This is a genomic window from Ramlibacter sp. (genome assembly GCF_050250995.1).
GTDB lineage: Bacteria > Pseudomonadota > Gammaproteobacteria > Burkholderiales > Burkholderiaceae_C > Ramlibacter.
Genome location: NZ_JBFWNP010000009.1, coordinates 91,318 through 116,845 on the forward strand (window position 1 = coordinate 91,318; position 25,528 = coordinate 116,845).

Sequence of the window (25,528 nt, forward strand, 5' to 3'; positions counted from 1 at the left end):
TGATCGGCCATGCTCGTCACGCCGCCGAATTTCGTCCCGCTGCACGCGCCGCAAGCCGGCGCTTCCGAACACATCTTCGTCTTCCGCGGCGGGGCGCTCCTCGTCCGTGAGGACGACCTGAACCTGCCCGACGCGACCGCTTGCGCGGTCCTCGGCATCGCGCTGGCCGATGCCCGTCCCGTGGGGCTGCTGGGCGAACACTACTGCCGTGCGGTATGGACCGACCCCGCCGCGCCGCCGCCCGGCCATGGCTACGTCTTCAAGCCGCTGCGCTCGCTTTTCGGCGCCATCGACATGCAGGTGGCGTCGGTCGCGGGCCGCGCATTCCAGATCGCCGAGTGGGCCCGCACGCATCGCTTCTGCGGCGCGTGCGGCGGCGCGATGGAGGCCTTGCCGGGCGAGCGCTGCATGCGCTGCACGCAGTGCGGCCACTCGGCGTATCCGCGCATTTCGCCCGCGATGATGGTGCTCGTGAAGAAGGGCGATTCGATCCTGCTCGCGCGCAACGTGCTCGCGCCCGGCGGCCGGTTCAGCGCGCTGGCCGGCTTCCTCGAGGCGGGCGAGTCGATCGAGGACGCGGTCCACCGCGAGGTGTTCGAGGAAGTGGGACTGCGCGTGCGCGACCTGCGCTACTTCGGCAGCCAGTCGTGGCCGTTCCCGCACTCGCTCATGATCGCCTTCACCGCCGAGTACGACAGCGGCGAGATCACGGTGGACACGAGCGAGATCGCCGAAGCCCACTGGTTCGGCCCCAGCGACGAGCTGCCGCCGTTCGCGACCGGCGTGTCCATTTCGGGCGAACTGATTCGCAGCAACCTGCCGGGCCGCGCCGCCGCCGGGAGATGAGCATGTCGACGGTGGCTTCGCTCCTGTCGCATTTCGGCCTGAAGTCCGCCGGTGAAGCCGGTGCGCTTCGCGTCGTATCGCCCATCGACGGCGCGGAGATCGCGCGCGTGGACGTGCAGGGGGCGGCCGAAGCCGGCGAGGCCGTCGCCCGCGCGCGGGCCGCCTTCCTCGCCTGGCGCGACGTGCCCGCGCCGCGCCGCGGCGAACTCGTGCGGTTGCTCGGCGAGGAACTGCGCGCGGAGAAGGAGGCGCTCGGCCGCCTCGTCTCGCTCGAGACCGGCAAGATCCTGTCCGAGGGCCTGGGCGAAGTGCAGGAGATGATCGACATCTGCGACTTCGCGGTCGGCCTGTCGCGCCAGTTGTACGGGCTCACGATCGCATCGGAGCGGCCGGGCCACCGCATGATGGAAACGTGGCATCCGCTCGGCGTGGTCGGCGTCATCAGCGCCTTCAATTTCCCCGTCGCGGTCTGGGCGTGGAACTCGGCCCTCGCGCTCGTGTGCGGCAACCCGGTCGTGTGGAAGCCTTCGGAGAAGACGCCGCTGTCGGCGCTCGCCTGCCAGGCCATCGTCGGGCGCGCCGTCGCGCGCTTCGGCGCGGACGCGCCGCCGCACCTGTCGCAGGTGCTCGTGGGCGGGCGCGACGCGGGCGAGGCGCTGGCCGACGATGAACGCGTCGCGCTCGTTTCCGCGACCGGCAGCACGCGCATGGGCCGCGAGATCGGTCCGCGCGTCGCGCGGCGCTTCGGCCGCGTCCTGCTCGAACTCGGCGGCAACAACGCGGTGATCGTCGCGCCGACGGCCGACCTCGACCTTGCCGTGCGCGGCATCGTCTTCGCCGCCGCCGGTACCTGCGGGCAGCGCTGCACGACGACCCGGCGGCTCATCGTGCATGAGAGCGTGAAGGATGCACTGCTCGCGCGATTGAAGAAGGCCTATGCGGGACTGCCGGTCGGCAACCCGCTGGACCCCGGAACGCTGGTCGGCCCGCTCATCGACGCCGGCAGCTTCGAGCGCATGCAGGAGGCGCTGCGTGCGGCTCGTGCGGAAGGCGGCACGGTCACGGGCGGCGATCGTCTGTTGCAGGATGCGCATCCCCACGCGTACTACGTGCGCCCCGCGATCGTGGAGATGCCTGCGCAGACGGAGACGGTGCGCAGGGAGACCTTCGCCCCCATCCTCTACGTGATGACGTACGGCCGGTTCGAAGAGGCGATCGCCCTGCAGAACGACGTGCCGCAGGGCCTGTCGTCCTCGATCTTCAGCAACGACGTGCGCGAAACCGAATGGTTCCTGTCGCAGCGCGGCTCGGACTGCGGCATCGCGAACGTGAACATCGGCACGTCGGGCGCGGAGATCGGCGGCGCGTTCGGCGGCGAGAAGGAGACCGGGGGCGGCCGCGAGTCGGGCTCGGATGCCTGGCGCAACTACATGCGGCGGGCGACGAACACCGTCAACTACTCGCGCGATCTGCCGCTGGCGCAGGGCGTGCGGTTCGACGTCTGAGGCCGCGCGCGCTCAGATCCCGAAGGGCTTGAGCAGCGTATCGAGCACGCCCATCAGGCGACCCTCCGCGCGGCCCGGCGCACCGCGCGACGCCGGCACTTCCTGGTAGGCATAGACGCCGCGGCCCGCGAAGGCGTCGTGGAAAAGCGGCTTCATGCCGAGCAGGTAAGGCAGGAAGGTTTCGGTCCTGCGGTTCGCATAGTCCAGCCCGGCGTCGAACCCGATGGTTGCCGATTGCGCGATCCGCCGCTGCGCGTCGGGCCGCTCGACGCGCACGCCGCGGCAGCCGCGCACGATCACCGCGCCCGCTCCGGTGAACACGAGGTAGCGCAACTGGAAGGTGAGCCACGCTTGCAGGCTCCCCAGGCGCCAGACACTCCGGATCGCGATGGGCGCATCGACGTCCTGCACGACCGCGACGAGGAAGCGCGGCAGGAGCACCAGTCCGTTCGTGCGCGACAGCGACACGAGCGCGAGTTCGTCGAGCGGGTCGACGGTCGAGGACACGGTGACGGTGAGGCCGGCTGCGTCCGCCTTCACGCGAGTCAGGCCGAACATGCCCGCCGCGAGACATGCGATCGGGTAGGCGGAGCTGAGCAGCGCGCGGGTGCTCGCGCGGGCGTCCGCGGGCGAGTCCTGCAGGTACGGGTCCTTGATCAGCAGTTCCTGGCCCGGCGCGAGCGCCACGCGCTGCGAGACGGCGGAAGGCGAGATCGCGCGTTCCTGCGTGTCGGTGTCGTCGCCGCGGCCCGTCTCGATGCGGATGGGCGGCCGACGCGAGACCCAGGGTGCGACGACGAAGAAGAACAGCGCCTTCCAGGCGACGTAGAGCGCCACGATGGACGCCACTGTGGCGGTGGCCTGGAGCAGGTAGGGCGACCAGGCCTGGGCGAGCCGATGCAGCCAGTTGGACGCGATTTCATCCTCGATGGCGGCGGATGCGCCGTCGAGCGCCTGCCGCAGCGTCGACGTCACGGCCTCCAGGGACGGCGCGAACAGGCCCGGGTCCGCGCGGCCGGGATGCTGCAGCAGGGCCTTGCGCAGCGCCTCGGTGCGCTCGTGCAGGTCGCGGTGGCGGAGGATCGCTTCGTACCAGTCCTGCTTGCGTGCTTCGGCTTCCTGCGCCCGGGGGTTGCGCAGCATGAACCCCATCGCGCGTTCGACCGCACCCAGGCGGCTACGCGCTTCCCGATACACGGTTTCCTTTGCCTCGCGATCCGCGTACGCCGCATCCCGCTCGCGCACGAGCGCGGCAAGTCGATCCGCATCGTTGCGGAAGCGCCCGGCCTGCGCGAGCTTCTCCAGATACGAGAGCTCCTGCCTCCACAGTTCGACCTGCACTTCCGTGCGGATGCGGTCCAGGAGCTGGCCGCGCAGTGCCAGGAGGGCGATCTGGTGCGAAGGCAGCGTGCGCAATGCGGGTTGGCCGGCGTGCTGCGACAACTGCCGGTCGAGCTCGGCGATGCGCGCGCGAAGGGCGTCCGCGGGCGCAGTGCGGAGGCTTTGAACCCGATGCGTCGCCTGCGCCACCTCGTCCGCCGCGAGTCGCGGCAACGTGCCCTGCGCCTGCGACAGCGTTTGCAGCTGCTGCTTCGCCCGCAGGAAGCCCTGGCTCGCGAGCTCGGCGGCCGCCAGGATCAGCGTCAGCGAAAGGATGGAAAGAAAGACCCACAGCAGTCGCCGGGCCGGGGTTGCCGCAATGCTCATCGGGGTGCTTCAGCTTGCCGCCGTGCATCGACGCGGGCGGGGGTGTCGAGGTCGGGAAACGGCCGCGCGTGGGTCATGGCCGCACTGTAGTCGCAAGCGCACGCCGTCCGGCGAGCTTGGGTATGCTGGCGGCATGTTGCGCTCCCTGTTGCCGATCCTCCTTGGCGTGACGACGGCCTTCGCCGCGTCCGCGGCCGACGTCGTCTACACCCGCGGCGAGTTCCGTGGCACGTCGCGCCACGACGGCCACGATTACGCCCACATCAAGATCGTGGTGGGCAGCAAGCTCCCGTTCTCGACCCTCGCCTACCGCATCGCCGACGTCGCCGTGCCGGGCGACATCGCGAAGGGCATGAAGGTGGAATTCCGCGCCGAGCGCGTCGGGCGCGACAACGTCCTCGTCGAGATCAGGCGCGCGTCGCCCTGATGCGGGGGCGAACTGCGCGACCGGTCACTCCGGCTTGAAATTCATCGACTGGAAGAGCTCCTTCCAGACGTTGCCCTCTTCGATGTTTTCCTTGGCGAACTGCGCCGGCGACGACTTCTGCACCTTGCCGCTGAAGCGCGCCTCGAGCGGATCGGTGGTCGAGGGGTCGCTGGCGATCGCGAGCACGTCGCGCGCGATGCGCTCGACCGAACCCGCCGGCATGTTCTTCGGCGCCATGAAGCCGCCCCAGATCATGGGGATGTAGCCGTTGAAGCCGACGCCCGCCTGCGCGAGCGTGGGGACGTTGGGCAGCTTCGCGTAGCGCTCGGTGCCGATCACGGCGTACGCCGCCAACTGGCCGGCCTCGATCTGGCTCAGCACCGCGCTCGGCGTGTTGATGGCGAACTGCGCGTCGTTGCGCATCAGCGCGAGATTCATCGCCGAGACGCTGTTGAAGTCCACCGTCGAGTACTTCACGCCCATCGACTTGTTCACGACGGCCAGCGTGCCGTTGTACACCGAGGTCGGCCCGATGCCGGCGAAGAACACCGGCGCGGTTTTCGAAAGCGCCACGAACTCGCGCAGCGTCTTCGCCTTCTTCGCGGTCTCGGCGTTCGTCGTGAGGATGTGCTGGTACTCGATGAACTTGTACACCGGCACGAGGTCCGCGTACGGGTCGAAGCGCAAGGCCTTGGCCGTGAACTTCGGCAGCATCGAGCTGGTGGACGCGAAGAGCAGCGTGTGGCCGTCCGTCGCGTTCACCACGTGCTCGGTGCCGACGATGCCGCCCGCGCCGGGCCGGTTCTCGACGATGACGGGCTGCTTCCACACCGCCTCGAGCTTGGGCGCGAGCGTGCGGGCGATCAGGTCGCCGGTCGAGCCGGGGCCGACCGCGATCACGATCTTCACCGGGCGCGTCGGCCACTCCTGCGCGGCGGCCGGACCCGCGGCGAACGCGAGCGCGGCGGCGGCGCCCGCGAGGAGCCGGAACCCGTTACGGCGTGACATCTGCATCATTTGACGTGTCTCCTGTCGTGTTGGCTGGGATGGAACCTTTTTCCCGATTCCATCCTGAGCGGCCACGCGGACTTCTGTCAAGCCGCCTTGGCAAACTGTTCCCGCAATGCCGGGAACTTCAGTCCATACACCCGCGCGGCATTGCCGTGCAGCACCTTGCGGATGTGCTCCTCCTTCAGGCCGGCCAGCTCGCGGTCGATGTAGACGCTCGGCACGTCCGCGTACGAAGCCGGTCCGGGGGACAGGCTGGTCGGGTGCGGGTAGTCGGTCTCGAACATGAAGTTGTCCGGGTAGAGCTCGATGGTCCGCTTGAGCAGCTCGTGTTCGAACCAGAACGAGCCGTACACCTGCCGGCGGAAGTATTCGCTGGGCAGCATGCGCTCGGGGAACATCCTGGCCGCGCCCGCGTTCTTCCACTGCCAGTCGAGCGACTCCATGAAGCAGGGCACCCAGCTCGCGCCGCTCTCGACGGACACGAAGTTCAGGCGCGGGAATTTCTCGCACAGCCCGCCCAGGATCACGTCGGCGATGGAGTTCGCGTTGCCCATCATGAGCATCGCGCTTTCCTTCACGTACTGCACCTTGTCTGAGCCCACGCGCTTCTGGAACTTGCGCATTTCCTCGGTCGTCTTGTCGGCGAAGCCGATGTGGAAGTTGATCGAGAAGCCGAACTCCTGGCACAGCTCGAAGATCGGGAACCAGTGCTCGTCGTAGATCGGGGGCAGGCCGACCGCGGGAAAGTCGTTGCTGAGGATGATGCCCTTGATGCCGATCTTCGCGCAGCGCTTGAGCTCCTTGATCGACTCTTCCATGTTCCAGAAGGGCAGCCAGCCGATGCCGATGAAGCGGTCCGGCGCCGGCTCGGCGAAGTCGATCAGGAAGTCGTTGTAGGCACGCACGCAGGCGAGGCCCAGTTCCTTGTCCTCCATCGTCATGAACGCTTCGCTCTGGAAGCCGATGAGGTTGGGGTAGAGCACCTGCGCGTACACGCCGTACTCGTCCATGCGCTCGAGGCGCTGCTTCGCCTGCCAGCTGCCGGGGTCGGCATCTTCCAGCGTGGGCGGATGGTTCGGCGGGAAATCCTTCCAGCCGGCGAAGGCGACGGAAGCGACCGGCGGCATGCGGTGCTCGCCCATCTGCCAGCGCGGGATGCCGCGCTTGTCGATGGCGACGTGGGGGCCGTGCAGTTTCCACTTCGCCGGCAGGCGCGAGGTCCAGAGGTCCGGCGGTTCGATGATGTGCGTGTCGGCGTCGACGACGTGGTAACGGGCTGCGATGCTCATGGGGTGCTCCTGCGGTGTGTGGGTGAATTCTGGGCGCGCCCGGGCGAAACGCCAATGGGGGAGAATGTCGATAGTTCACCATGCGAACGAAAACCGACCCCGTCCCAGGTCCCGCCGCAAGCCGCTCCGGCACGCAGAGCGTCGAGCGCGCGGTCTTCCTGCTGCGTGAGCTCGCGACCCGCGGCGCCACCGGCTGGCGGCTGCAGGATCTGGCGCAGCATTGCGGGCTCGACCGGGGCACGGTGCACCGTCTCCTGAAGTGCCTGGTCGAGGAGCGGCTCGTGCAGCAGAGAGGCTCCGACCGGCGCTACGTGCTCGGGCCGATGAACTACGAACTGGCCCTCAGCGTCACGGCGAGCGTCGAGCTGGGCCAGGCCATCCGGGCCATGGTGCGCCGGCTCACGCGCGAACTGCCGAAGCTCGTGGCGATCTCCTCGTCGCTGCGCAGCGGGGACGACAGCGTGTGCGTGGCGCGCGGCGGCACGGCGTCGCACATCACCGAGGCATCGCGGCCGCGAATCGGCAAGCGCGTGCCGCTGCTGGCCGGCATCGCCGGCATCTGCATCGTCGCCGAGCTGCCCGCGCATGAGGCGCGAGCCATCCGCGCGCGCAACCTTCCCATGCTCGCGAACCTCGGCGAGGGACACATGGCGCTGGTGCAGACGCTGCTGGATGCGAGCGCGGGCAAGGGCTACGCGTTCAGCGAGGGCGTGATGTGGCGCGGCATCCATTCCATGGCGGTGCCCTTCGGCCCGCCCGGCGCGCCGCTGGGATCCATCATCGCGTCGGGGTCGGTCGACGACTATTCGGCGGCCGACCTGCACGCCATGCTGCCGCTGCTGCGGCAGGCTGCGGCGCCCTTCGCGCAGCTCGCCGGCTAGAACAGACAGTGCGGACCCTCAGGGCCACGCGTTGCTCAGCACCAGCACGCCGTTGTGCGTGCAGGGTGACCCGGTCGTGACGACCGTCGTGTTCGCCTTGCGCAACTGCCGCTCGCCCGCGCGTCCCTGCAGCTGCAGCACCGCTTCGAACAGGTGCGGCGTGCCGTGCAGCCGGCCCATGCCCGCCGCGCCGCCGGACGGATTGAGCGGCATCGCGCCCTCGAGCGCGATGCGTCCGTCCTGGATGTACTCGAAGGCCTCGCCGTACTTGCAGAAGCCGAGCAGCTCGAGCCACATGTAGATGAAGTAGGCGAAGCCGTCGTACAGGTTCGCGAAGTCCATGTCCTTCGCGCTCAGGCCCGTGTTCTTCCACAGCGCGTTCGCGACGACCTGGCCGCTCTGGCGATGGGCATCGAGCGTGATGATGGGCGAGTGGTGCAGGCGCGAGCCGCCCGTCGCGCCGCCGACGATGTGGACCGGCTTCGCGCAGAGGTCCTTCGCGCGTTCGGCCGTCGTCACGATGATCGCGCCGCAGCAATCCACCGGCATGTCGCAGTCGAGCAGCGACAGCGGCTCGGCGATCATGCGCGCCGCCATGTACTGCTCCATGGTGAGCGGCTTGCCGAAGAAGATCGAGTCGGGGTTGATGCTGCCGTTGAGGCGGCTGTTGACGACGTAGGTGCCGAGGTGCTCGCGCTTCGCGCCGTACTTCGCCATGTACTCCGAATACGCGAACGCGAAGTTCATGACGTAGCTCGCGAGGCCGTAGGGCGCCTCGAACTGCGCGGCGCCCGGCACGTGCGTGCTCGTGAACGCGCCGAACTTGCCTTGCGGATGGTGCATGCCGCGCCAGACAAGCACCGTCTCGCAGGTGCCTGCGGCAATCGCATTCATGGCCTGCACGACGCACGCGGCGATGGTTCCGTCGGTGATCGAGGCTTCCCAGCGCAGGTTGGTCAGCTGCAGGCCGCGCGAGATGAAATCGACGCCGACGAAATCGACGCCGTCCTGGCTGCCCGCGCCGATGCGCGAGGGGCTGGGGTAGTTGCAGATCCCGTCGATGTCCTCGACGCGCAGGCCCGAGCTTGCGATGACTTTGCGGCAGGCGTCGAGCGCGAGCTCGCCGAGGGACTGGTTGCCGTGGCGCGTGGCCTGCGAATAGCAGACGTCCACGAGGGCGACATCGTTGCGCATCGTTCAGGCTCCCTTCGCTGCGTTCGTCGGCGACGACGCCGAACCCGCCAGCCGGAACTGGGGCAGCGACATGCCGTCGCCGATGGGCTCGAACCACACCTCGACCGGCTTGCCGATCACCGGCTCGCCGCTCGCGTGCTCCGGCAGGTTGGACACGAGCAGCACGTCGTCCTGCTCGTCGAGCTCGACCACGATGACCGTGTAGGGCACCGCGTCGCGCAGCGCCAGCACGCTCGGGTTGTGCATGACGGTGCAGGCGCGCACCGTGCCCCTGCCGCTCACGGGCGTGAACGCGAGCCGGCCCGAGCAGCGGATGCAGAAGGGCGCGGGCGGGTGCGTGTACTTCGCGCAGCTTTCGCAGCGCTGGATTTCGAGGCGGCCGGCGCGGGCGGCGTCCCAGAAAGGCTGGGTCAGCGGGCTCGGCACGGGGATGGGGCGGGCGAGGGATGGGATGGTGCTCACGCGCGGATTGTCGAGTCCGCGGGCGCGCTTGCCAACGCGCGGCCGCACGGAAAGTTCAGGATGTGAACCAATTGGCAACGGCACGGCGACACCGCGGGCGCAACGCGGGCGACAACACGGACGAGGCGCGGCAAGGCAAGATCGGGGGATCGTCAACTCACGAGAGCCCTGCCATGCCACAGCCGATCCGCGAAGGCCAGCCCGTCCCCCAGGTCAAGTTCCGCTACCGCAAGGACAACGAGTGGAAGGAGATCGGGTCCGACGAACTGTTCAAGGGTCGCACCGTCGCCGTATTCTCTCTGCCCGGTGCGTTCACCCCCACGTGCTCGAGCACGCACCTGCCGCGCTTCAACGAGCTTGCGCCGACCTTCCGCGACAACGGCGTCGACCAGATCGTGTGCATCGCCGTCAACGACCCCTTCGTGATGGAGGAGTGGGCGAAGAGCCAGGAGTGCGACGACGTCTTCATGCTGCCCGACGGCAACGGCGCGTTCACCGAGCAGATGGGCATGCTCGTCGACAAGAGCGACCTGAACTTCGGCCGGCGCTCGTGGCGCTATTCCATGCTCGTGCGCGACGGCGTCGTCGAGAAGATGTTCGTCGAGCCCGAGGAGCCCGGCGACCCGTTCAAGGTGTCGGACGCCGACACGCTTCTGCATTACGTGAACAAGGACGCGCACGAGCCGGACCGCGTGGCGTTGCTCACGCGTGAAGGCTGTTCGTTCTGCGCGAAGGCCAAGAAGCTGCTCGACGATGCGGGCGTCACCTATGCCGAAGTGCCGCTGCCGCACAGCATCCGCACCCGCGCGCTCGGCGCGATCGCCAAGGCGGGCACGGTGCCGCAGATGTTCGTCAATGGCGAACTGATCGGCGGCAGCGACGCGGTGGAGAAGTGGGTGGCGCAGCGGCGCGGATGAGGCCACGCGACCGTCGGGGCAACTGCAACAAGATGCAGTGCGGGCCGCATCGAGCGGCTGCGATCCACGACAATGCGCGAGTCCTTCCGGTATCCATGAACACGAAACATCTCCTCCCGCTCGCACTCGCCGCCGCTCTCGCGGCCGGCGCCCTCTCCGCTCACGCCGCCTCTCCGGCGAAGGCTGCCAAGCCGGCCGCCGCCGCCGCGTCGACCTCGGTGGCCGCACCGGCCGCGGCCCCCGGGAATGGGGTGCCCGTCCTGCCCGCCAAGGCCTGGCTGCTGATGGATTTCGACTCCGGCGAAGTGCTGGCCTCGAACAATGCCGATGAGCCGCTGCCGCCCGCGTCGCTGACGAAGATGATGACCAGCTACCTGGTCGAGCAGGCGCTTCGTTCGGGCAAGCTCAAGCAGAACGACCTGGTGACGGTCAGCCAGTACGCCTGGTGCCGCGGCTCGAGCACCGAGTCGTGCATGTACCTGCCGCTCAACAGCCAGGCCACGGTCATCGACCTGCTGCGCGGCATCATCATCCAGTCGGGCAACGATGCGTCCAAGGCCATTGCCGAGCACATGGGCGGCGGCAGCGAGCAGGGCTTCGCGAAGCTCATGAATGCGGAGGCGAAGCGCCTCGGCATGACCAACACCAATTTCGTGAATGCGACGGGCCTGCCCGACCCGGCGCACAAGGCGTCCGCGCGCGACCTCGCGATCCTGGCGCGGGCGATCATTCGCGACAGTTCCGAGTACTACTCGCTCTATGCCGAGCGCGACTTCACATACAACAAGATCAAGCAGGGCAACCGCAATGCGCTGCTCTACACGGACCCCAGCGTCGACGGCCTGAAGACCGGCCACACGTCGGAAGCCGGCTACTGCCTCGTGACGTCGGCCAAGCGCAACGGCATGCGCCTGATCACCGTGATCCTGAACACGAGCAGCGCGCAGGCGCGAGCCGACGAGACTCGCACGCTGCTCGGATGGGGCTTCGGCAACTTCGAGAAGGCGACGCCCCTGCAGCCCAACACGGCGCTCGCGACGCCCAAGGTGCGCTTCGCCACGGTCGAGACGGTGCCCGTCGGCATTGCCGCGCCGTGGTCGGTGACGGTGCCGCGCGGCCAGCAGGTCCAGACGGCGGTGCAGGTGAAGCCGGACCTCGAGGCGCCGGTCGCCAAGGGCGCCGTGGTCGGCAAGGTGGTCGCCACCGCGAACGGCAAGACACTCGGCGAAGCCCCGCTGGTCGCGCAGGCGGACGTGGAGCGCGCGGGCTTCCTGCGTCGCACCTGGCAGGGCGTGACCGGAATGTTCGGGAAGTAAGCGCGACTGCCGTCGCCTACCGCGCGAGCCGCTCGACCAGGGCCTCGAGTTCGTCCAGGTCGAACGGCTTCATCAACGCGTGCGCGGTGGGGCCGAGCGTCCGGGTGACGTCCCTCACGTCCTGGCCGGAGCAGACGATCACGGGCAGCGCCGGGTTCTGCGCAAGTGCTTCGCGCGCCACGTCGAGGCCCGAACCGTCGGGCAGGTTGATGTCGGTCACCAGCATGTCCACGGTCTGTTCGCGCAGCGCCGCCCGCGCGCCGGCGCCGTCGGCCACGGGCACGACCCGGCGATCCGCCGTGGCGAGCAACTCGGCGAACGACTCCCGGACCAGGTCGTTGTCTTCGACGTAGAGGATGACGAAGGGGTTGGCGCTCATGGATGGGGGCGGGCTATCGGGTTTCCGACGACCAGGGGAAATTGATGAAATTCTCGCGCGTGTCGAAGCAGATGTTTCCGTACATCTTCAGATAGGCCGCGCGCCGCGCCGGGTCGGCATACACCGCGCCGGGGTTGGCCGTATCGCGTTCGTAGTCCGCGATGTTCCGGTGGGTGAGCGCCTTGGGCAGGATGTCCATGGCCTGGGGAATGGACTTTCCCTCCAGCCAGTCGGCCGCATGCTGGCCCATGGCATAACCGAAGATGGAGGAAGCCAGGCTGATGCTCGCCTTGTAGGGGCCGCCGCCCTTCCTGATTTCGGCAACGGCTTCCTGCTCGCCGTCGATGCCGCCCAGAAACTGGTCCGGCCGCGCCTTGCCGGCTTCGCGCAAGGCCGCCAGCGCACCCAGGACCACCGTGTCCGCGCCGAGCACCACGTCGATCGTCGGCTGCGCGAGCAGGATCGTCTTCATCGTGCGATAGCCGCCCGCCTTGTCGACGGTGGCGGGCGAAATGTCGGCCACGATCGTCACGCCCGGCAGGGTCCGCAAGGTGTCGCGCATGGCCGTGAAACGCGGCACGAGGAATTGCAGGCTGTCGTGCGTGAGCAGCACGACCTTCGCCTTCCCGCCCAGCCGCGTGCGGATGTAGTTTTCCGCCGCGTCCGCCAGGACCTTGCCCGTCAGATATTGCGGCGCGTTGAGTATCGTCGTCGCGGGCGGCGGCACGATGGCGCCCACATAGGCGCCCGCGCCGAGGACCTTCTTCAGCGCCGGTGCCAGCGACGGCGGATCGATCGGCGCCACCACGATCGCGCCCGTCCTGTCGGTGGCGAGGCCGCCCACCTGCCGGGTCATCAGCGCAGCGTCGTTGTCGGCGAAGGCAACGCCGTAGGCGAGTCCGCGCGCACGCGCCGCCGCTTCCAGCCCGCGCCCCGCGCCCTGCATGAATTCGCGCTTGTTGTCCTGCACGAAGACGAGTTTCTTCTGCAGGCCCACGGGTGCCTTGCAGGCAGCCCGCGCCGCATCGAAGGGAGGCAGCTTGACCGGCGCGGTCAGCCCCTCGGCGCCGGCGGCCAACGAAGCCTCCATCAGAAGCGCAAGCATCGCCACCGCGGCCAGGCGAATTCTCATCGCAACTCCCATCAGGCATTCGCCGTCGTCAGCACCAGCCGTGCCGCCGTGCCGGGCGCGCGGTTGATGTATTCCACATGCGTCTGCAATGCGGACGCCATCGTCTGGATGATCTTGCTGCCCAACCCCGTACCCGCACGACTGCTGTTCTGCGCCATCCCCACGCCATCGTCCTCGACCGTCAGTTCGGCCTTGCCGTCGTCCAGTCGCTTCAGCCGCACCCGCACCTCGCCGGGCATGTCCTCGGGATAGGCATATTTGAAGGCGTTGGTGACCAGCTCCTGCACGGCCACGCCCAGGCTGACGCTGGCGTCGGTGCGCAGCGAAATCGGCTCCAGATCGCACTTCAGGAAGGCCGTGTGCCCGTCCTTCTTCATCGCCGTCTCCAGGTTGCCCAGCATCGCGCCCAGATAGTCGTTGAGTGCCACGCTCGTCACGTCGCCGGAGGTGTAGAGGCTCTTGTGTACCAGGGAGATGGCGCTGATGCGCGATTGCGTCTCGACCAGGGCGTCCTTGGCCGCCTTGTCGGTGACGGACCGCAGCTGCATCCGCACCAGCACCGCCACGAGTTGCAGGCTGTTGGCCACGCGGTGGTTGACTTCGGCCAGCAGCACCTCCGCGCGTTCCCGCGCCATGGCCAGGTCGGCCGTGCGCGTCTTCACCCGCTCTTCCAGCGTCAGGTTGATGGCCTGCACTTCGTCGCGCGCCAGCTTCAGGGCCCGCCCGCTGCGGTAGATCGTCACGACCACCGCGAGCACCACCAGGACGATGACCACGGCGGCGCCGGCCGAGATCCAGCGCAGCAGCGAGGCGCTGCGTTGCTGCTGCACGCCGTTGAGCGTGCTGTTCTCGTCGGAAGCCAGGATGGCGCCGAAGAGAAAGACGTTGATTTCGTCCATCAGCATCTTGCCGCGGTTTCGCTGGAGCAGGGCCAGCGCGTCGGCATCGCGGCCGGCGCTCTTCAGCGCGATGCTGCTGTCCATCTCGGCGATCTTCTCGCCCACCGCTTCGGTGAGCCGGGGGAGCATGGCGCGGGTGGGGGCCTCCGGCTCGATCAGCCCGACCAGGGCATCGAGCTCCTGCCGCGCACGCGTCTTGGCCGTGTCGTAAGGGGCCAGGTAGATCGGATTGCCGGTCAGCAGAAATCCGCGCTGGCTCGACTCCGCGGTGCGCACGCTGTCGCGCAACTCGACCGCGGCGATGCGGATCGCGCGCTGCAACGCCGATTGCTCGAGCAGGCTGTTGCCGCGCTCCACCAGCCAGAGGGTGGTGCCCACGATCATGATCAGCGCCAGGAAGCCGACGGTCAGGCCCGTGCCAACGCCAATCGCCAACCGGCTGCGTCCGTACATCGATGAACTTTCAACGGGCTGGATGGAAGAAACAAACGCATGCTTCTCCAGGCGCCATCATGTTGGCGACCTGTTATCGATAATACTGAGTTTGCGGGCCAGCCCTGCAGGACCGGCGAGTTTCTTTGTGCGTTCGGTCACCGAAAGACGTCATGCAGGCTTCGGCTAAAGATGCGCCGATGTCCTACAGAGCCCGAGCTCAGCCGTAAGCGCCGTCGTGGCATTCTTGCCCACATGCAGATCGACCCAGGCGCCGACCCGGCACGGCAAGGGGCGTTGAGGGCACTGTTGACCGCCGTTGCCGCAACCGGCTACCGGTTCGTCGCACCCACGCCGCTCACGCATCGGCGGGTGCTCGCGCGACACGCAGACTCGCGTGCGCGAACCCTGCGGGACGTGTTCGGCTGGAGCCTGCCCTTTGAGCGGGAATTGCTTGCACCCGAACTCCTTGCGGCGCTGCAGGCCGCCGACGCGGTGCGAGTGCGTGACGGGCTGCTCGGCAGTGCCGTGCGCGTCGCGACGCTCGGGCCAGACGCCTTCGTGCATTCCGCTTATCCCACGGTTGAAGACGACGCGGTTTTCTTCGGTCCGGACACTTATCGGTTCGCACGTTTCATCGAGCAGGAGATCGATGCGGGCATCCGGCGTCTCGAAGCCGACGCGCCCGTGGCGCACGGCCAGCGCGCCGCGTCGTATAGCGTGCTCGACGTCGGCTGCGGCTCGGGGGCAGGCGGGATCGTCGCGGCGCGCGCGCTCGCGCGCCACGGCATTCGCGCGGAGGTGGTCATGAACGACATCAACCCCCGGGCACTGCTGTTCACCGCAGCGAATGCTTCGGCGGCTGGCGTGGCGGTCACCCTGGCGCCGGGCGATGCATTGCAATCCGTCGCGGGCGACTTCGACCTGATCGTCTCCAACCCGCCTTACATGGCCGACCCGCGGGGCCGTGCTTACCGCGACGGCGGTGCGGGACTGGGGCGCGCGCTCGGCGTACGCATCGCTGCCGAATCGCTTGCGCGCCTGAGGCCGGGCGGTCGCCTGCTGCTGTACACCGGCGTCGCCATCGTGGACGGCAAGGACCCGTTTCTTGCCGAAGTGGAGCCGCTGCTCAGCGCCGCATCCTGCGACTGGACGTACGACGAGATCGACCCCGACGTATTTGGAGAAGAACTGGAAGCGCCGCCCTACGACCAGGCCGATCGCATCGCGGCGGTCGGTCTGGTCGCGACGCGTTGATTCCGGCGAAGGTTTGACATGCAGGTATTTACCTGCATAATTCGAGGCATGACGACCTCGCTCCATCGAACATTCACCGGAGGCTGCGCCTGCGGCGCGACGGTGCATTCCGCAAGCCTGCCGGTGCCACGAACCGGATGACGCCGGACCAGGTCTTCAAGGCCCTGGGAGACCCGACCCGCACCCGGATCCTGGACCTCCTGTACGAGGCGAATGGCCAGACCCTGGGTCAGTTGTGCAGCCAGCTGGAGATGACGCGCCAGGCGGCCACGCAGCACCTCGGAATCCTGGAAGGGGCGAATCTCGTCTCCGTGGTGTGGCGGGGTCGGGAAAAGCTGTACTACATCAATCCCGTGCCTCTGCACGAGGTCTACGAGCGCTGGGTGCGCAAGTTCGAGCGCAAGCGGCTCGGATTGCTCCATCAACTGAAGAAGGAAATCGAAAGTGACTGATATGAATCCGACCCCATCGACGTTCGTGTACACGACGTTCATCCGTTCGACGCGCGAAAAAGTGTTCGATGCCATCGTGCGGCCCGAGGTGGCGCGACGCTACTGGGGCCACGAGAACGTATCGGCCTGGACGCCCGGCGCCGACTGGCAGCACATTCGCGCCGACGACGCGCGAACGCTGCAGCTTGTCGGCAAGGTGGTCGAAATCTCGCGACCATCGACGCTGGTCATGACCTGGGCCAACGCATCGCAGAAGGACGACCCCGCTGCCTTTAGCCGGGTGCGCTTCGACATCGTCGAGTACGAGGGAATGGTTCGCCTGACGGTCACCCACGATGAACTGCAGGCCGGCAGCGGCATGGACCAGGGCATCCGCAAGGGCTGGCCGATCGTCCTGTCCAGCATGAAGTCCTATCTCGAGACCGGCGACGCCATCGATATTTTCGCGAAGCCGCTCGTGTCGGCTTGATGGTGTCGAAGCGGGGGGACGCCCCGCATCGCGTCGAACACCAGCAGCAGATTGTTCGCCGGCATCGCGATCCGCCGCGCCAGTTCGAGCCCGTTCTTCCTTGCCTCCGCCGTCACTTCCTCGATGTGGCGGATTCCCCATGACGAATCCCGCGCCCGCAGGCTGTCGTCGAAAGCGAGATTGCTGGGGGCCGCCGGCACATCCTGCTCGAAATAGGGACCGTATGTGATCAGCACGCCGCCGGGCGCGAGGTGACGCGCCGTGCCCGCCATCAAGCCTTCGCACGCCGCCCACGGCGCGATGTGCAGCATGTTCGCGCAGAAGATCGCGTCGTACATCCCCGCCACCGGCCACGCGGCCTGCGTCACGTCCAGGCGCAGCGGAGGCAGGACGTTGTCGACGCCCGCCTGCGCGACCCGTTCCGCGATGGCGGGCACCATGTCCGGATCGAAGTCCGTCGGCTGCCACGTCCACGCCGGCAGCGCGGCGGCGAACCAGACCGTGTGTTGACCCGTGCCCGAGGCGATCTCCAGCGCCGTGCCGCGCGCTCCGAGAATTGACCGGAGCTGTTCGAGAATCGGCGTCTTGTTGCGGTCGGCGGCGGGGCTGTGGGGCAGGGCTGGCATGTGACCTCAGGATAATCCACCCATGACCGACGTCACGTTCCATCGCATCCGGGGTTGCGGCGCCTCGCGCAACACATGAGCGAACTCGCTCCCCTGCCACCCACCCCCACGGGCCGCTACAGGCACTACAAAGGCGGGGAATACGAAGTGATTGGCGTGGTCCGCCACAGCGAGACGCTCGAGCCGCTCGTGCTGTACCGCGCCCTCTACGGCGAGCGTGGCCTGTGGGTCCGGCCGCATGCGATGTTCTTCGAGGCAATCGAAGCGGACGGAATGCGCCGGCCCCGGTTCGAGCGCGTCGGCTGAATCGGGCGGACGCCCGAGACGGGCCTCACGCCCCGTCCGCGCCCCCCACCTGGAACGCCCGCGTGAAATCGCAGCATTGGCGTGCCATCCTGATGACGTCGTCGATGAAGGCGCCGCGGCGCATGCCGCTCGACAGCGCGACATAGTGGATGGCCGGCAATGCCGGGGCCACCTTCACCGGCTGAAGGAGTCCGGCCGCGATGAGCGGCTGCAGGCAATCGCGCGGGAGGTGACTGATGCCCAGTCCCGAGACCGTCATGCCGATGATGGCGATCAGGTTGTTGGACACGAGCACGTTGCCGGGGGCGATTCCGAACGACCGGAACCAGCGCTGGTAGGCCTGGCCGGCCGCGGAACGTTCGCCCTGCGTCAGCAGCCGATGGCTTAGGAGGTCCTGCGGGCGAAACCGCTTCGTTGCCGACACGAGCCCCGGCTTGCACATCCAGTCGTTCCGGACCTTGCCCACGGCCGCCTTGGCGAGCCCCGAATCCTCGGCGTGGTCGGGCACGATGACGACGTCGAGTTCATCGGCCAGCAGCTTCGCGCGCAACGTCATGCTGGCATCGACGTCGGGCTCGATCACGACGCGCGGATAGCGTGCCTGGACGAGGCCCACGAGCCGCGGGAACCACGTCATCGCACTGAGCTCGGTCAAGCCGATGCGCAAGCGGCGCTCCACGACCTCCGGCCGGGCGAACTGTTCGACCGCCGCGTCCCGCTGCGCGAGCAGCCGGCCGGCCAGCGCGTACAACTCCTCGCCCTTGTCGGTGAGACGGGCGGTTCGCAGCGACCGGTCGAACAGCGCCGTGTCGAACAGGCTCTCGATCTCCTGCACGCGCTTCGAGATGGCCGACTGCGACGTGTGGAGCTTGCCGGCCGCCGGGCCGAAGCCGCCCAGCCGCGCGACCCAGTAGATCGCCTCGAGTTGCTTGTAGGTCAGCATGCGCGCCTCGGAGATTCCATTTCAGTATCCGATTGGATCAGAAAAAATCGCTTTTTCGTATTGGATCGGGCAACCAGAATCCGCCCTGAACCCACCCGAACCGGAGCCCCGCCCATGAAGCCGATCCTCACCCGCACCGCAGCCCTCCTGGCCGCGCTCGCCCTGATGTCCAGCGCCGCGCTGGCCGACACGTTCCCGTCGAAGCCGGTCCGGTTCGTGGTCGGCTTCTCGCCGGGCGGCTCCAACGACATCGTCGCGCGCATGATGGCGCCCCGGCTCGGCGAGCTGCTCGGCCAGCAGGTCGTGGTCGAGAACAAACCCGGCGCGGGCGGCGCCATCGCGATCCAGTCCGTGCTGGCCGCAGTGCCCGACGGCCACACCGTGTCGATGTGCACGACCGGCTCGCTCTCGATCCAGCCGCACCTCGGCGCCATGCCCTTCAATCCGGAAACGGACCTCGTTCCCGTCACGCAGATCGCGAATGCGCCCTATGTGCTCCTGGTCAACGCGAGCCTGCCGGTGAAGAACGTCAGGGAGTTCATCGAGTACGCGAGGAAGAACCCCGGCAAGGTCAACTTCGCGTCGTCGGGCAACGCGACGGGCGGCCACCTGGCCGGCGAGATGTTCAAGGCCCTGGCCGGCGTGAACCTCGTGCATGTTCCGTACAAGGGCACCAGCCAGGCGATGACCGATCTGCTGAGCGGGCAGGTCCAGGCCATCTTCGACCAGCCCATCAGCAGCTTCCAGTACGTGCGCAGCGGCCAGCTCCGCCCGCTCGGCGTCGCGAGCATGCGCCGGCTCGCCGCGTACCCGGACCTGCCCACCATCCACGAGGCGGGCCTGCCCAACGTCGACCCCGTCACCTGGACCGGCGTCTGCGCCGCGAAGAACACGCCGCCCGAGGCCGTCGCACGGCTGCAGCGCGACATCGCCAGGGTCATCCAGATGCCGGAGATCTCGCGCAAGCTCGTGGCCGACGGCCTGGAGCCGGTGGGCAGCACGGCCGAGGAATTCCGCAAGTTCCTCGTCGCCGACAAGGCCAAGTGGGGCCGGGTGATCAAGCAGGCGAACGTCAGGGCCGAGTGATGACGACCCCACGCGCCATCGATCGCGGCCAGCCCTTCCCGGCGGAACTCTCGCTTCGGATCAAGGAGCGCTTTCTCCACGTCGACCACGACTTCACCGGACGCAAGCGCCTCTACTTCGAGAATGCCGGGGGCTCGCTGCGCCTGAAGTCGGTGCTGGAGACGATGGCCACGGTGGACGCCATCCCGGATTCGTCCGGCCGCATCCATGAAGTCGCGGGCTGGCTGAAGGAGGTCATGGCGAAGGGCAGCGCCGACTTGCGCCTCCTGCTCAATGCCGAAGGAGGAAGCGTCTACGCTTCTTTGACGGCGTCGGGCGCGATGTTCGACATGGTCCGGGCCATCGCGGAGAACGTGCCGGGCGACAACATCGTCACCACGGTGCTCGAGCATCCGTCGTCCTACGACGCTGCCGCGCTGTATGCGGAGCGGCTCGGCAAGCAACTGCGCGTCGCACGCAGCAACGCGGACACCGGCGGTGTCGACGTCGACGAAGTCCTTCGCCACGTCGACGCGCGCACGTCCCTGCTCGTGCTGATCTATGCCTCGAACATCTCCGGCGCCAAGCTGGACCTGCAGGCCATCGTGCGCCGCGCGCGCGAGATCAAGCCCGACCTGTACATCGTCGTCGACGCGGTGCAGCACGCCCCGCATGGGCTGATCGACCTGAAGAAGACGCCGGTGGACGGCATCAACATCGCACCGTACAAGTTCTTCGGCTGCCGCGGGTCGGGCTTCTCGTGGCTGTCCGAGCGCGCCGCGCGCCTGCCCCACCACAAGCTGGCGGGCAAGCCCGCCGACTACTGGGACCTGGGCAGTGCCGCGCCGTGGCAGTTTGCCGCGCTGACCGGTATCGTCGACTATGTCTGCTGGGTCGGCGCATCGATGCAGGCGCAAGGCGACCGGCGCGCGTTGTTCGCGCACGGGATGGAGTCCATCGGGCTGCACGAAAGGGCCTTGCTGGCCAGGATGCTCGAGGGCTCCGAGCGCGCGCCGGGCCTGCGGGAGATCGCCGGCGTGCGCGTACTGCTCGATCACGACGACCTGGCTCGCCGCGACCTCATTCTTGCGATCGCGCTCGACGGCCTGGAGCACACGCAGGCGGTGCGCGAGTACGAGAAGCGCGGCGTGATCGTCTACGAGCGCGTGGCGTCGAGCCTGTATTCCAGGCGCATGCTGCAATCGTTCGGGCTCGAAGGCGCGGTGCGGGTCTCGCCCCTGCATTGCCACGGCTTCGAGGACGTCGACCGCTTCCTCGACGTCACGCGCGAGATCGTCGAGGCCACGAGGTAGGGCAACGCAGCGGGGGGCGCCGGGCTCACCCGGCCGAGAGCAGTCCGGACAAACCGAGGCCCGCCCCCATCAGCGTCAGCACGCCGAATACCGCGAACAGGGCCGCGGCGATGAAGCGCATCTTCGACAAGGGGATGTACCGGGCCAGCCTGTAGCCCAGCAGCACGGCCGGAATGTTGGCGGCCATCATCCCCAGCGTCGTGCCAACCACCACCGACGCCAGGTCGGAATAGCGGGCACCGAGCGCGACCGTGGCGAACTGCGTCTTGTCGCCCATCTCCGCGATGAAGAAGGCGACGAGCGTGGTGACGAAGGGGCCGAAACGCGCGGGCTTCTCGTCGCTCGCGTCGAGCTTGTCGGGAATGAGGGCCCAGACGGCGAACCCGAGGAAGGCGATGCCGAGAATCCAGCGCATGGTCGACGGCGCGACGTTGGCCGCGACCCAGTCGCCCGCCGCGGCGGCGAGGAAGTGGTTGGCGATCGTGGCGGCGAAGATGCCGCCGATGATCGTGCCGGGGCGGTTTCGATAGCGGGCCGAAAGGAGAAAGGACAGGAGCTGAGTCTTGTCGCCCATTTCGGAGACGGCCACCAGGGCCGTCGATGCGAGCAGCGCTTCCATTGCAGGATTTCCGGGGCCGGAGGCGAACATTCACCCATGACCACGACGGCCTCCGGCCCTGCGGAAAAGCGTCGTGGTCAAAGGTCTTGCCAAGTCGTGTGAACCGCCTGCGCCATGCCCGGTGAGGACAAGTATGTTGACGCAGGCTTCCCGCGAAACGGGAACGGCTACTCCCCAATGACCCCCCGATCTTAACCGCGAACCTTGCTTCGCCGAGTTGCCGCTCTCTACCACAGCGGGGGACGTCGCCTCCATACCTTTGTCTGGTCGCGACGAAGTCGAAAGGCTCAGTGGTGCCTACACAATCGCCGCTGCTCGCGCAGAAGTCGAAGCGCTTCGCATGGGTATCGCAGGGAAGGCACACATGAATCGATCGAGGAAACCCCATTGCAAGGAAGCGTCGCACGTTGCGGCCGGCGATGAGGTCATCCATTTTTCGGGCTCCTGGGGCATCGACATCGTGCGCGACGCGGATGCCAGCCGATCGTTGGTGGTGGAGGGCGTCGGCGCGATCACGGGCGCCGGGGCCTTCCAGGTCGCCGGCAATGCGTGGCAGACGGAGGACCAGAGCGTGAACTACACGCTGGTCGATACCGGGACGGGACGGTCCGACCTGTTCATCACCTTCAATCCGCGTCCGGACGTGATCTGCGTCGAAGGCTGGACGCCGCGCAACAACGTGGGCATTGCGCTGCCCGGCGTCGGCATGGGGTCGACCGGAAAGCCGCCGCGCGAATCCGGAATCGTCGGATGGCTCCACGCGCACGGGACGGCCTACGAAATCATCGACGCCCATTGCGTTGCCGGGAACGTTGGCGCGGAGCCCGGCGCGGATGAGGGTTCAGAGGTTGGGGAGGGCGCGGTCGGTCACGTGGTGGGGAGCGGCAATGACAGCGTGTTCGGAGAACTCGGAGTGGAGAGCGTCGAGAGCCGTTCGCACGGATGTGATGCGCACGATGGCCTGTTCAGCGAAGAGTCGGATGACGAACCACCTTCGTTCTAGGCGGGCAGTTTTGTGGGAATGCGAGGCAGATCATGAAAATCCGGGGGACGAAATCAACTATTGCGTCGATGGCGCTGGGTCTCGGAATCGTCTCAATCGCTGCGTGCGATTCACAGGTAGCCGTTGACGGTGAATCTGGTCGGACCGTGGACAGGAAACTTGCGGCAAAACCACACGAGTGCAGGGACAAGCACTGCGAAGGCGATGTTCCGCCGACTTTCGATCCGGCGACTGAGGTAGTCCTCAAGATCGACGGGAAATGGTACATCGGGCCTAGGGAACTTTTTGTGAGCGGAAACCGTGCTGTTTTCTACTGGCCCAGCAGAACTCCACATACTGGCCCTCGCGACGGATCGGCGTTCCCGGAGTGGGGTAGGCCATTCGATACGGTAGCGATCGAAGTCTTTCTGGGCTCGCCAAAGATTTCTGCTCCAAAGTCCATGTACCAAGTTTTTGAAGAGGTGAAGCGAACTGGCACCGTCCTCGGTCACGAGCACCCGCGTCCCGGGCTCGAGATTTGGCGAGTAAAGGACGTTGGGAGAGCTCACGAGGAAGTATGGGTCTTGGCAACTTCCGCCAAGAGCCCGGACGGCGACTTTCCTACGGTTTCGTGCCGCAACGTCGGAACACCTCACGCTCGATGCGCGATGGGCTTTCTGTGGATGGGCTCCGTAAGCGTGGACATCAGATTCCACGGGAATCATGCCGGTGATTGGCCAGAAATCTATTCCGAGGCCACCCGCATCCTTACCTTGCTCAGGAGAACTTGAAATCAAGACCCAATTAACAACCTCGGAACTCAGTATCCTGGCGGAGAAGGAATCCCAGGCTTCGACAGGTCAGTTGCCTTACTGGAAAATCTACGAGTGGTTGGCTTCGATCTTGACTGCCAGGGGTATTCCCGAAACGGACTCCGCTGTCCGATGGCTGGTTGGTGCGACTGAAGCGAATGCAGCCCGAGGTGCCATGTCGGAGCTAATTCGGACCTACACCAGTTCCCAGTTCCAGCTGCGTTACGGAACTGAGGTCGCTTCAACAATGATGCAGGAAGCTTCGAATGCCGTAGCAAGGAGCTTAATCTCAGACATTCTTGGGCGAAATCCGGGATGGCCTCCAGGTCTGGTGCCCGACATTTCGAGAATCGCCTCGGCGGATGCAGTCGCGGTTGGCGAATCGTTGTTTGGGCCGGCGGCGGGAAGGAGTTCAAGCGATACCGCCTTCACGAACAACTCCGCGTGGTCCGGCGCTGTGCTCTTCAGTCTCCTTGGGAACGACCAGAATGGTCGTCTCACGGGAACGGGCAATTCATCGACCGCCATCGATACCCTCAACGACGTACGGGACGTTCTGTACGCCGCTGTGTCGTATCGGGCGGGTCTCGTTGCTGCGGCGACTGCGTGGGCCGTGGAAGGCCCCGTGCAGCGGGGCATCGATACGGGCATCCTTGGCGGCACCGTGGTCGCGTATCTGACGAACGCCAGCGCTGGTCGACTCCTGACAGTGATGCGACAGGGCGCGCAAGGCTTGATCGGCGACGCCTTTCAGTTGATCCAGGAAGTCGGTGCGCACATCTTTCTGGACATGGTTCGAGGCGCACAGCAAGGACGCAGCTTTGCCGGCGCGACGACAGCTGCGAATTTCGCTTCCGCCGCGAAGACCTTCTTCGACGGCTTTACTTCCGCGCAATTGGGAGCTACGGGCGCGACTGTGCTGAGCGCGGATGCTGGCATGTTGGCAGCGATGGCCGCTGGTTCTGGCGCAGAAGGAGCCAAGGTTCGTGCCGCTTTGGCCGGGCTCAGTCGTGTGAGCGTCGACGTTGACGCTTCGGTCGCCCAGCGATTCTCGTTGTACGACCCGGCCACCGGACAAGGCGATATCACCAGCGAATGGATTTCGAGCAGATCTGCATTTGCGTCCGTGTATTTCAAGAAATTGCTGTCTCTCGGTGGAATCGTTCAGGGCAATCAGAATCTGCGGTATAGCGATGCGAGCAGCGGCGTTGAAGTGCTTGTGGGCGCTGGCAGCTCGCAAAGGAAGCAGACCCAGTTCGGCGGCGACTCGGTGGACTCGTTGAGCGGTCAGGGCTTTGACGACCGGTTGTACGGCGGCGCGGGAGACGATACCGTCAGCGGCTTGGGCGGTGCCGACTATCTGGAAGGCAATGTGGGCCTCGACATTCTGGACGGCGGTGAGGGTGTCGATACCTTGTGGGGAGGCGATGGGAACGACACATTGACTGGAGGCGCGGGCAACGATTTCTTGAAAGGTGGCGTCGGCACCGACACCTATCAATTCACCGGCACCTGGGGCGCCGACCTCGTGCGCGATGCCGACGGCCTGGGCCTCATCGACGTCGAAGGCTTCGGCGTCCTCACCGGCGCAGGCGCCGCGAAGGTCGCGCACAACGTCTGGCAGCTCCCCGACCAGAGCGTGAACTACACGCTGGTCAACGTCTCGCAGAACCAGAGCGACCTCTTCATCACCTTCAAGACCCGCCCCGACGTCATCCGCATCGAAGGCTGGACCCCCGACAAGAGCCTCGGCATCACGCTGCCGGGCACGATCACCGCGCCCGCGACCAACCCGGCCCTCACCGCCGACATCGTCAAGAAGCTCGACCCCACCGGCAACTCGTTCGTCTTCAACGGCGTCAACTACGTTGCCGACGGCGAGGAGCCCGGCGCGCAGGACATCCTCAACGGCTGGACGGACGCCGAGTCCATCGCGGGCCTCGGCGGCAACGACGGCATCTCCGGCGACGACGGCGCGGACTACCTCGATGGCGGTGAGGGCGACGACCTGCTGCTGGGCGGCCGGGGCGCGGACGTCATCGACGGCGGCGACGGCCGCGACGCCATCTTCGGCAGCGGCCTCGGTCTCATCTCCACGCCCACGCGGCCCGACTTCGAGCGCGGGGACACCACAGGCATGGAAGTCTTCTCGCAAGGCTTCTCGTGGACCACCACGCGCCCGCAGCTCCAGGCGGGCCAGCAGAACAACCCGCTGCTCTTTCGCTACCTCGAAGTCATGGGCGCGGACGCGGGGCCGGCGTGGGAAGACACGCCCGGCGGGACGCAG

Annotated in this window: 25 protein-coding genes and 1 riboswitch; of the genes, 14 read left to right on the forward strand and 11 right to left on the reverse strand. The window is 67.1% G+C overall.

Annotated features, from left to right (window positions below; translation table 11 throughout):
* The first annotated feature begins 9 nt into the window (after positions 1–9).
* Positions 10–846 carry an NAD(+) diphosphatase gene (nudC, locus tag AB7E83_RS09380; protein ID WP_428568215.1) on the forward strand — a complete coding sequence of 279 codons (837 nt, stop codon included), beginning with the start codon at positions 10–12 and terminating at the stop codon, positions 844–846.
* 2 nt (positions 847–848) lie between these two features.
* Complete coding sequence (gene amaB / locus AB7E83_RS09385) at positions 849–2,351, forward strand: L-piperidine-6-carboxylate dehydrogenase (RefSeq protein ID WP_428568217.1); 1,503 nt, start codon at positions 849–851, stop codon at positions 2,349–2,351.
* 12 nt (positions 2,352–2,363) lie between these two features.
* On the opposite strand, the gene AB7E83_RS09390 is transcribed toward amaB, so the two are convergent.
* Positions 2,364–4,058 (reverse strand): hypothetical protein, encoded by a 1,695-nt coding sequence (locus AB7E83_RS09390; RefSeq protein ID WP_428568220.1) that lies wholly within the window; start codon positions 4,056–4,058, stop codon positions 2,364–2,366.
* Positions 4,059–4,191: 133 nt separating this feature from the next.
* On the opposite strand from AB7E83_RS09390, the gene AB7E83_RS09395 reads away from it, so the two are divergent.
* Positions 4,192–4,485 (forward strand): hypothetical protein, encoded by a 294-nt coding sequence (locus tag AB7E83_RS09395; RefSeq protein ID WP_428568222.1) that lies wholly within the window; start codon positions 4,192–4,194, stop codon positions 4,483–4,485.
* Positions 4,486–4,509: 24 nt separating this feature from the next.
* On the opposite strand, the gene AB7E83_RS09400 is transcribed toward AB7E83_RS09395, so the two are convergent.
* Positions 4,510–5,502 (reverse strand): Bug family tripartite tricarboxylate transporter substrate binding protein, encoded by a 993-nt coding sequence (locus AB7E83_RS09400; RefSeq protein WP_428568224.1) that lies wholly within the window; start codon positions 5,500–5,502, stop codon positions 4,510–4,512.
* 77 nt (positions 5,503–5,579) lie between these two features.
* A complete protein-coding gene (locus AB7E83_RS09405; RefSeq protein ID WP_428568227.1) occupies positions 5,580–6,785 on the reverse strand; it encodes an amidohydrolase family protein in 1,206 nt (401 codons plus the stop codon).
* 80 nt (positions 6,786–6,865) lie between these two features.
* Between AB7E83_RS09405 and AB7E83_RS09410 the strand changes: the two genes are divergently transcribed.
* Positions 6,866–7,666, forward strand: a complete 801-nt coding sequence (locus AB7E83_RS09410) for an IclR family transcriptional regulator (RefSeq protein ID WP_428568230.1) — start codon at positions 6,866–6,868, stop codon at positions 7,664–7,666.
* Positions 7,667–7,684: 18 nt separating this feature from the next.
* Here the strand turns inward: AB7E83_RS09410 and AB7E83_RS09415 are convergent, their stop codons facing one another.
* Both AB7E83_RS09415 and AB7E83_RS09420 read right to left on the reverse strand, forming a co-directional pair.
* Entirely contained in the window at positions 7,685–8,860 is a 1,176-nt protein-coding gene (locus AB7E83_RS09415; RefSeq protein WP_428568233.1) for a thiolase C-terminal domain-containing protein, read from the reverse strand.
* A gap of 3 nt (positions 8,861–8,863) precedes the next feature.
* A complete protein-coding gene (locus tag AB7E83_RS09420; protein ID WP_428568236.1) occupies positions 8,864–9,322 on the reverse strand; it encodes a Zn-ribbon domain-containing OB-fold protein in 459 nt (152 codons plus the stop codon).
* A 173-nt stretch (positions 9,323–9,495) separates the two neighbouring features.
* Between AB7E83_RS09420 and AB7E83_RS09425 the strand changes: the two genes are divergently transcribed.
* Together AB7E83_RS09425 and AB7E83_RS09430 are read left to right on the forward strand one after the other, a co-directional pair.
* Entirely contained in the window at positions 9,496–10,239 is a 744-nt protein-coding gene (locus AB7E83_RS09425; protein ID WP_428568238.1) for a glutathione peroxidase, read from the forward strand.
* Between the two features lie 95 nt (positions 10,240–10,334).
* Positions 10,335–11,555, forward strand: a complete 1,221-nt coding sequence (locus AB7E83_RS09430; RefSeq protein ID WP_428568241.1) for a D-alanyl-D-alanine carboxypeptidase family protein — start codon at positions 10,335–10,337, stop codon at positions 11,553–11,555.
* A 16-nt stretch (positions 11,556–11,571) separates the two neighbouring features.
* Here AB7E83_RS09430 and AB7E83_RS09435 read toward each other — a convergent pair whose 3' ends face one another.
* The 3 genes from AB7E83_RS09435 to AB7E83_RS09445 are packed head-to-tail and all read right to left on the reverse strand — an operon-like array spanning position 11,572 to position 14,400.
* Positions 11,572–11,934, reverse strand: a complete 363-nt coding sequence (locus AB7E83_RS09435; RefSeq protein ID WP_428568242.1) for a response regulator — start codon at positions 11,932–11,934, stop codon at positions 11,572–11,574.
* A gap of 13 nt (positions 11,935–11,947) precedes the next feature.
* Positions 11,948–13,066 carry a sugar ABC transporter substrate-binding protein gene (locus AB7E83_RS09440; RefSeq protein WP_428568245.1) on the reverse strand — a complete coding sequence of 373 codons (1,119 nt, stop codon included), beginning with the start codon at positions 13,064–13,066 and terminating at the stop codon, positions 11,948–11,950.
* 11 nt (positions 13,067–13,077) lie between these two features.
* Complete coding sequence (locus tag AB7E83_RS09445) at positions 13,078–14,400, reverse strand: sensor histidine kinase (RefSeq protein WP_428568248.1); 1,323 nt, start codon at positions 14,398–14,400, stop codon at positions 13,078–13,080.
* Positions 14,401–14,652: 252 nt separating this feature from the next.
* On the opposite strand from AB7E83_RS09445, the gene AB7E83_RS09450 reads away from it, so the two are divergent.
* From AB7E83_RS09450 to AB7E83_RS09460, 3 genes are all read left to right on the forward strand, one after another.
* Positions 14,653–15,654 (forward strand): methyltransferase, encoded by a 1,002-nt coding sequence (locus AB7E83_RS09450; protein WP_428568251.1) that lies wholly within the window; start codon positions 14,653–14,655, stop codon positions 15,652–15,654.
* Positions 15,655–15,791: 137 nt separating this feature from the next.
* Entirely contained in the window at positions 15,792–16,106 is a 315-nt protein-coding gene (locus AB7E83_RS09455) for an ArsR/SmtB family transcription factor (RefSeq protein WP_428568254.1), read from the forward strand.
* 1 nt (position 16,107) lies between these two features.
* Positions 16,108–16,575 carry an SRPBCC family protein gene (locus AB7E83_RS09460; protein ID WP_428568255.1) on the forward strand — a complete coding sequence of 156 codons (468 nt, stop codon included), beginning with the start codon at positions 16,108–16,110 and terminating at the stop codon, positions 16,573–16,575.
* Here AB7E83_RS09460 and AB7E83_RS09465 read toward each other — a convergent pair.
* Positions 16,518–17,201, reverse strand: coding sequence for a DUF938 domain-containing protein (locus AB7E83_RS09465; protein WP_428568257.1), 684 nt, complete (start codon positions 17,199–17,201; stop codon positions 16,518–16,520). The two genes, AB7E83_RS09460 and AB7E83_RS09465, sit on opposite strands and share 58 nt — an antisense overlap.
* 75 nt (positions 17,202–17,276) lie before the next feature.
* Between AB7E83_RS09465 and AB7E83_RS09470 the strand changes: the two genes are divergently transcribed.
* On the forward strand, positions 17,277–17,507 hold the full coding sequence (locus AB7E83_RS09470; RefSeq protein WP_428568259.1) for a DUF1653 domain-containing protein: 231 nt from the start codon (positions 17,277–17,279) through the stop codon (positions 17,505–17,507).
* A gap of 25 nt (positions 17,508–17,532) precedes the next feature.
* Here the strand turns inward: AB7E83_RS09470 and AB7E83_RS09475 are convergent, their stop codons facing one another.
* Positions 17,533–18,450, reverse strand: coding sequence for a LysR family transcriptional regulator (locus AB7E83_RS09475; RefSeq protein WP_428568262.1), 918 nt, complete (start codon positions 18,448–18,450; stop codon positions 17,533–17,535).
* A 114-nt stretch (positions 18,451–18,564) separates the two neighbouring features.
* On the opposite strand from AB7E83_RS09475, the gene AB7E83_RS09480 reads away from it, so the two are divergent.
* Together AB7E83_RS09480 and AB7E83_RS09485 are read left to right on the forward strand one after the other, a co-directional pair.
* The gene (locus tag AB7E83_RS09480) at positions 18,565–19,536 is read left to right on the forward strand and encodes a Bug family tripartite tricarboxylate transporter substrate binding protein (RefSeq protein ID WP_428568265.1); all 972 of its coding nucleotides are present in this window, start codon (positions 18,565–18,567) and stop codon (positions 19,534–19,536) included.
* Positions 19,536–20,828 (forward strand): aminotransferase class V-fold PLP-dependent enzyme, encoded by a 1,293-nt coding sequence (locus tag AB7E83_RS09485; RefSeq protein WP_428568268.1) that lies wholly within the window; start codon positions 19,536–19,538, stop codon positions 20,826–20,828. The genes AB7E83_RS09480 and AB7E83_RS09485 overlap by 1 nt, the downstream gene beginning before the upstream one ends.
* Before the next feature lie 25 nt (positions 20,829–20,853).
* Here the strand turns inward: AB7E83_RS09485 and AB7E83_RS09490 are convergent, their stop codons facing one another.
* Entirely contained in the window at positions 20,854–21,447 is a 594-nt protein-coding gene (locus AB7E83_RS09490) for a TMEM165/GDT1 family protein (protein ID WP_428568270.1), read from the reverse strand.
* A gap of 5 nt (positions 21,448–21,452) precedes the next feature.
* Positions 21,453–21,635: riboswitch (yybP-ykoY riboswitch) on the reverse strand.
* Between the two features lie 176 nt (positions 21,636–21,811).
* Here AB7E83_RS09490 and AB7E83_RS09495 point away from each other — a divergent pair.
* Together AB7E83_RS09495 and AB7E83_RS09500 are read left to right on the forward strand one after the other, a co-directional pair.
* Positions 21,812–22,450 (forward strand): hypothetical protein, encoded by a 639-nt coding sequence (locus AB7E83_RS09495; protein ID WP_428568273.1) that lies wholly within the window; start codon positions 21,812–21,814, stop codon positions 22,448–22,450.
* Positions 22,451–23,572: 1,122 nt separating this feature from the next.
* Positions 23,573–25,528 (forward strand): calcium-binding protein (locus AB7E83_RS09500; protein ID WP_428568275.1); only part of this gene is annotated, 1,956 nt, incomplete at its 3' end.

What these genes read in the sequence shown, in the direction of transcription:
- nudC (WP_428568215.1), top strand. Translation starts at nt 10, where the DNA reads ATGCTCGTCACGCCGCCGAATTTCGTCCCGCTGCACGCGCCGCAAGCC.
- amaB (WP_428568217.1), top strand. Translation starts at nt 849, where the DNA reads ATGTCGACGGTGGCTTCGCTCCTGTCGCATTTCGGCCTGAAGTCCGCC.
- AB7E83_RS09390 (WP_428568220.1), bottom strand. Translation starts at nt 4,058, where the DNA reads ATGAGCATTGCGGCAACCCCGGCCCGGCGACTGCTGTGGGTCTTTCTT.
- AB7E83_RS09395 (WP_428568222.1), top strand. Translation starts at nt 4,192, where the DNA reads ATGTTGCGCTCCCTGTTGCCGATCCTCCTTGGCGTGACGACGGCCTTC.
- AB7E83_RS09400 (WP_428568224.1), bottom strand. Translation starts at nt 5,502, where the DNA reads ATGATGCAGATGTCACGCCGTAACGGGTTCCGGCTCCTCGCGGGCGCC.
- AB7E83_RS09405 (WP_428568227.1), bottom strand. Translation starts at nt 6,785, where the DNA reads ATGAGCATCGCAGCCCGTTACCACGTCGTCGACGCCGACACGCACATC.
- AB7E83_RS09410 (WP_428568230.1), top strand. Translation starts at nt 6,866, where the DNA reads ATGCGAACGAAAACCGACCCCGTCCCAGGTCCCGCCGCAAGCCGCTCC.
- AB7E83_RS09415 (WP_428568233.1), bottom strand. Translation starts at nt 8,860, where the DNA reads ATGCGCAACGATGTCGCCCTCGTGGACGTCTGCTATTCGCAGGCCACG.
- AB7E83_RS09425 (WP_428568238.1), top strand. Translation starts at nt 9,496, where the DNA reads ATGCCACAGCCGATCCGCGAAGGCCAGCCCGTCCCCCAGGTCAAGTTC.
- AB7E83_RS09430 (WP_428568241.1), top strand. Translation starts at nt 10,335, where the DNA reads ATGAACACGAAACATCTCCTCCCGCTCGCACTCGCCGCCGCTCTCGCG.
- AB7E83_RS09435 (WP_428568242.1), bottom strand. Translation starts at nt 11,934, where the DNA reads ATGAGCGCCAACCCCTTCGTCATCCTCTACGTCGAAGACAACGACCTG.
- AB7E83_RS09440 (WP_428568245.1), bottom strand. Translation starts at nt 13,066, where the DNA reads ATGAGAATTCGCCTGGCCGCGGTGGCGATGCTTGCGCTTCTGATGGAG.
- AB7E83_RS09450 (WP_428568251.1), top strand. Translation starts at nt 14,653, where the DNA reads ATGCAGATCGACCCAGGCGCCGACCCGGCACGGCAAGGGGCGTTGAGG.
- AB7E83_RS09455 (WP_428568254.1), top strand. Translation starts at nt 15,792, where the DNA reads ATGACGCCGGACCAGGTCTTCAAGGCCCTGGGAGACCCGACCCGCACC.
- AB7E83_RS09460 (WP_428568255.1), top strand. Translation starts at nt 16,108, where the DNA reads ATGAATCCGACCCCATCGACGTTCGTGTACACGACGTTCATCCGTTCG.
- AB7E83_RS09465 (WP_428568257.1), bottom strand. Translation starts at nt 17,201, where the DNA reads ATGCCAGCCCTGCCCCACAGCCCCGCCGCCGACCGCAACAAGACGCCG.
- AB7E83_RS09470 (WP_428568259.1), top strand. Translation starts at nt 17,277, where the DNA reads ATGAGCGAACTCGCTCCCCTGCCACCCACCCCCACGGGCCGCTACAGG.
- AB7E83_RS09475 (WP_428568262.1), bottom strand. Translation starts at nt 18,450, where the DNA reads ATGCTGACCTACAAGCAACTCGAGGCGATCTACTGGGTCGCGCGGCTG.
- AB7E83_RS09480 (WP_428568265.1), top strand. Translation starts at nt 18,565, where the DNA reads ATGAAGCCGATCCTCACCCGCACCGCAGCCCTCCTGGCCGCGCTCGCC.
- AB7E83_RS09485 (WP_428568268.1), top strand. Translation starts at nt 19,536, where the DNA reads ATGACGACCCCACGCGCCATCGATCGCGGCCAGCCCTTCCCGGCGGAA.
- AB7E83_RS09490 (WP_428568270.1), bottom strand. Translation starts at nt 21,447, where the DNA reads ATGGAAGCGCTGCTCGCATCGACGGCCCTGGTGGCCGTCTCCGAAATG.
- AB7E83_RS09495 (WP_428568273.1), top strand. Translation starts at nt 21,812, where the DNA reads ATGAATCGATCGAGGAAACCCCATTGCAAGGAAGCGTCGCACGTTGCG.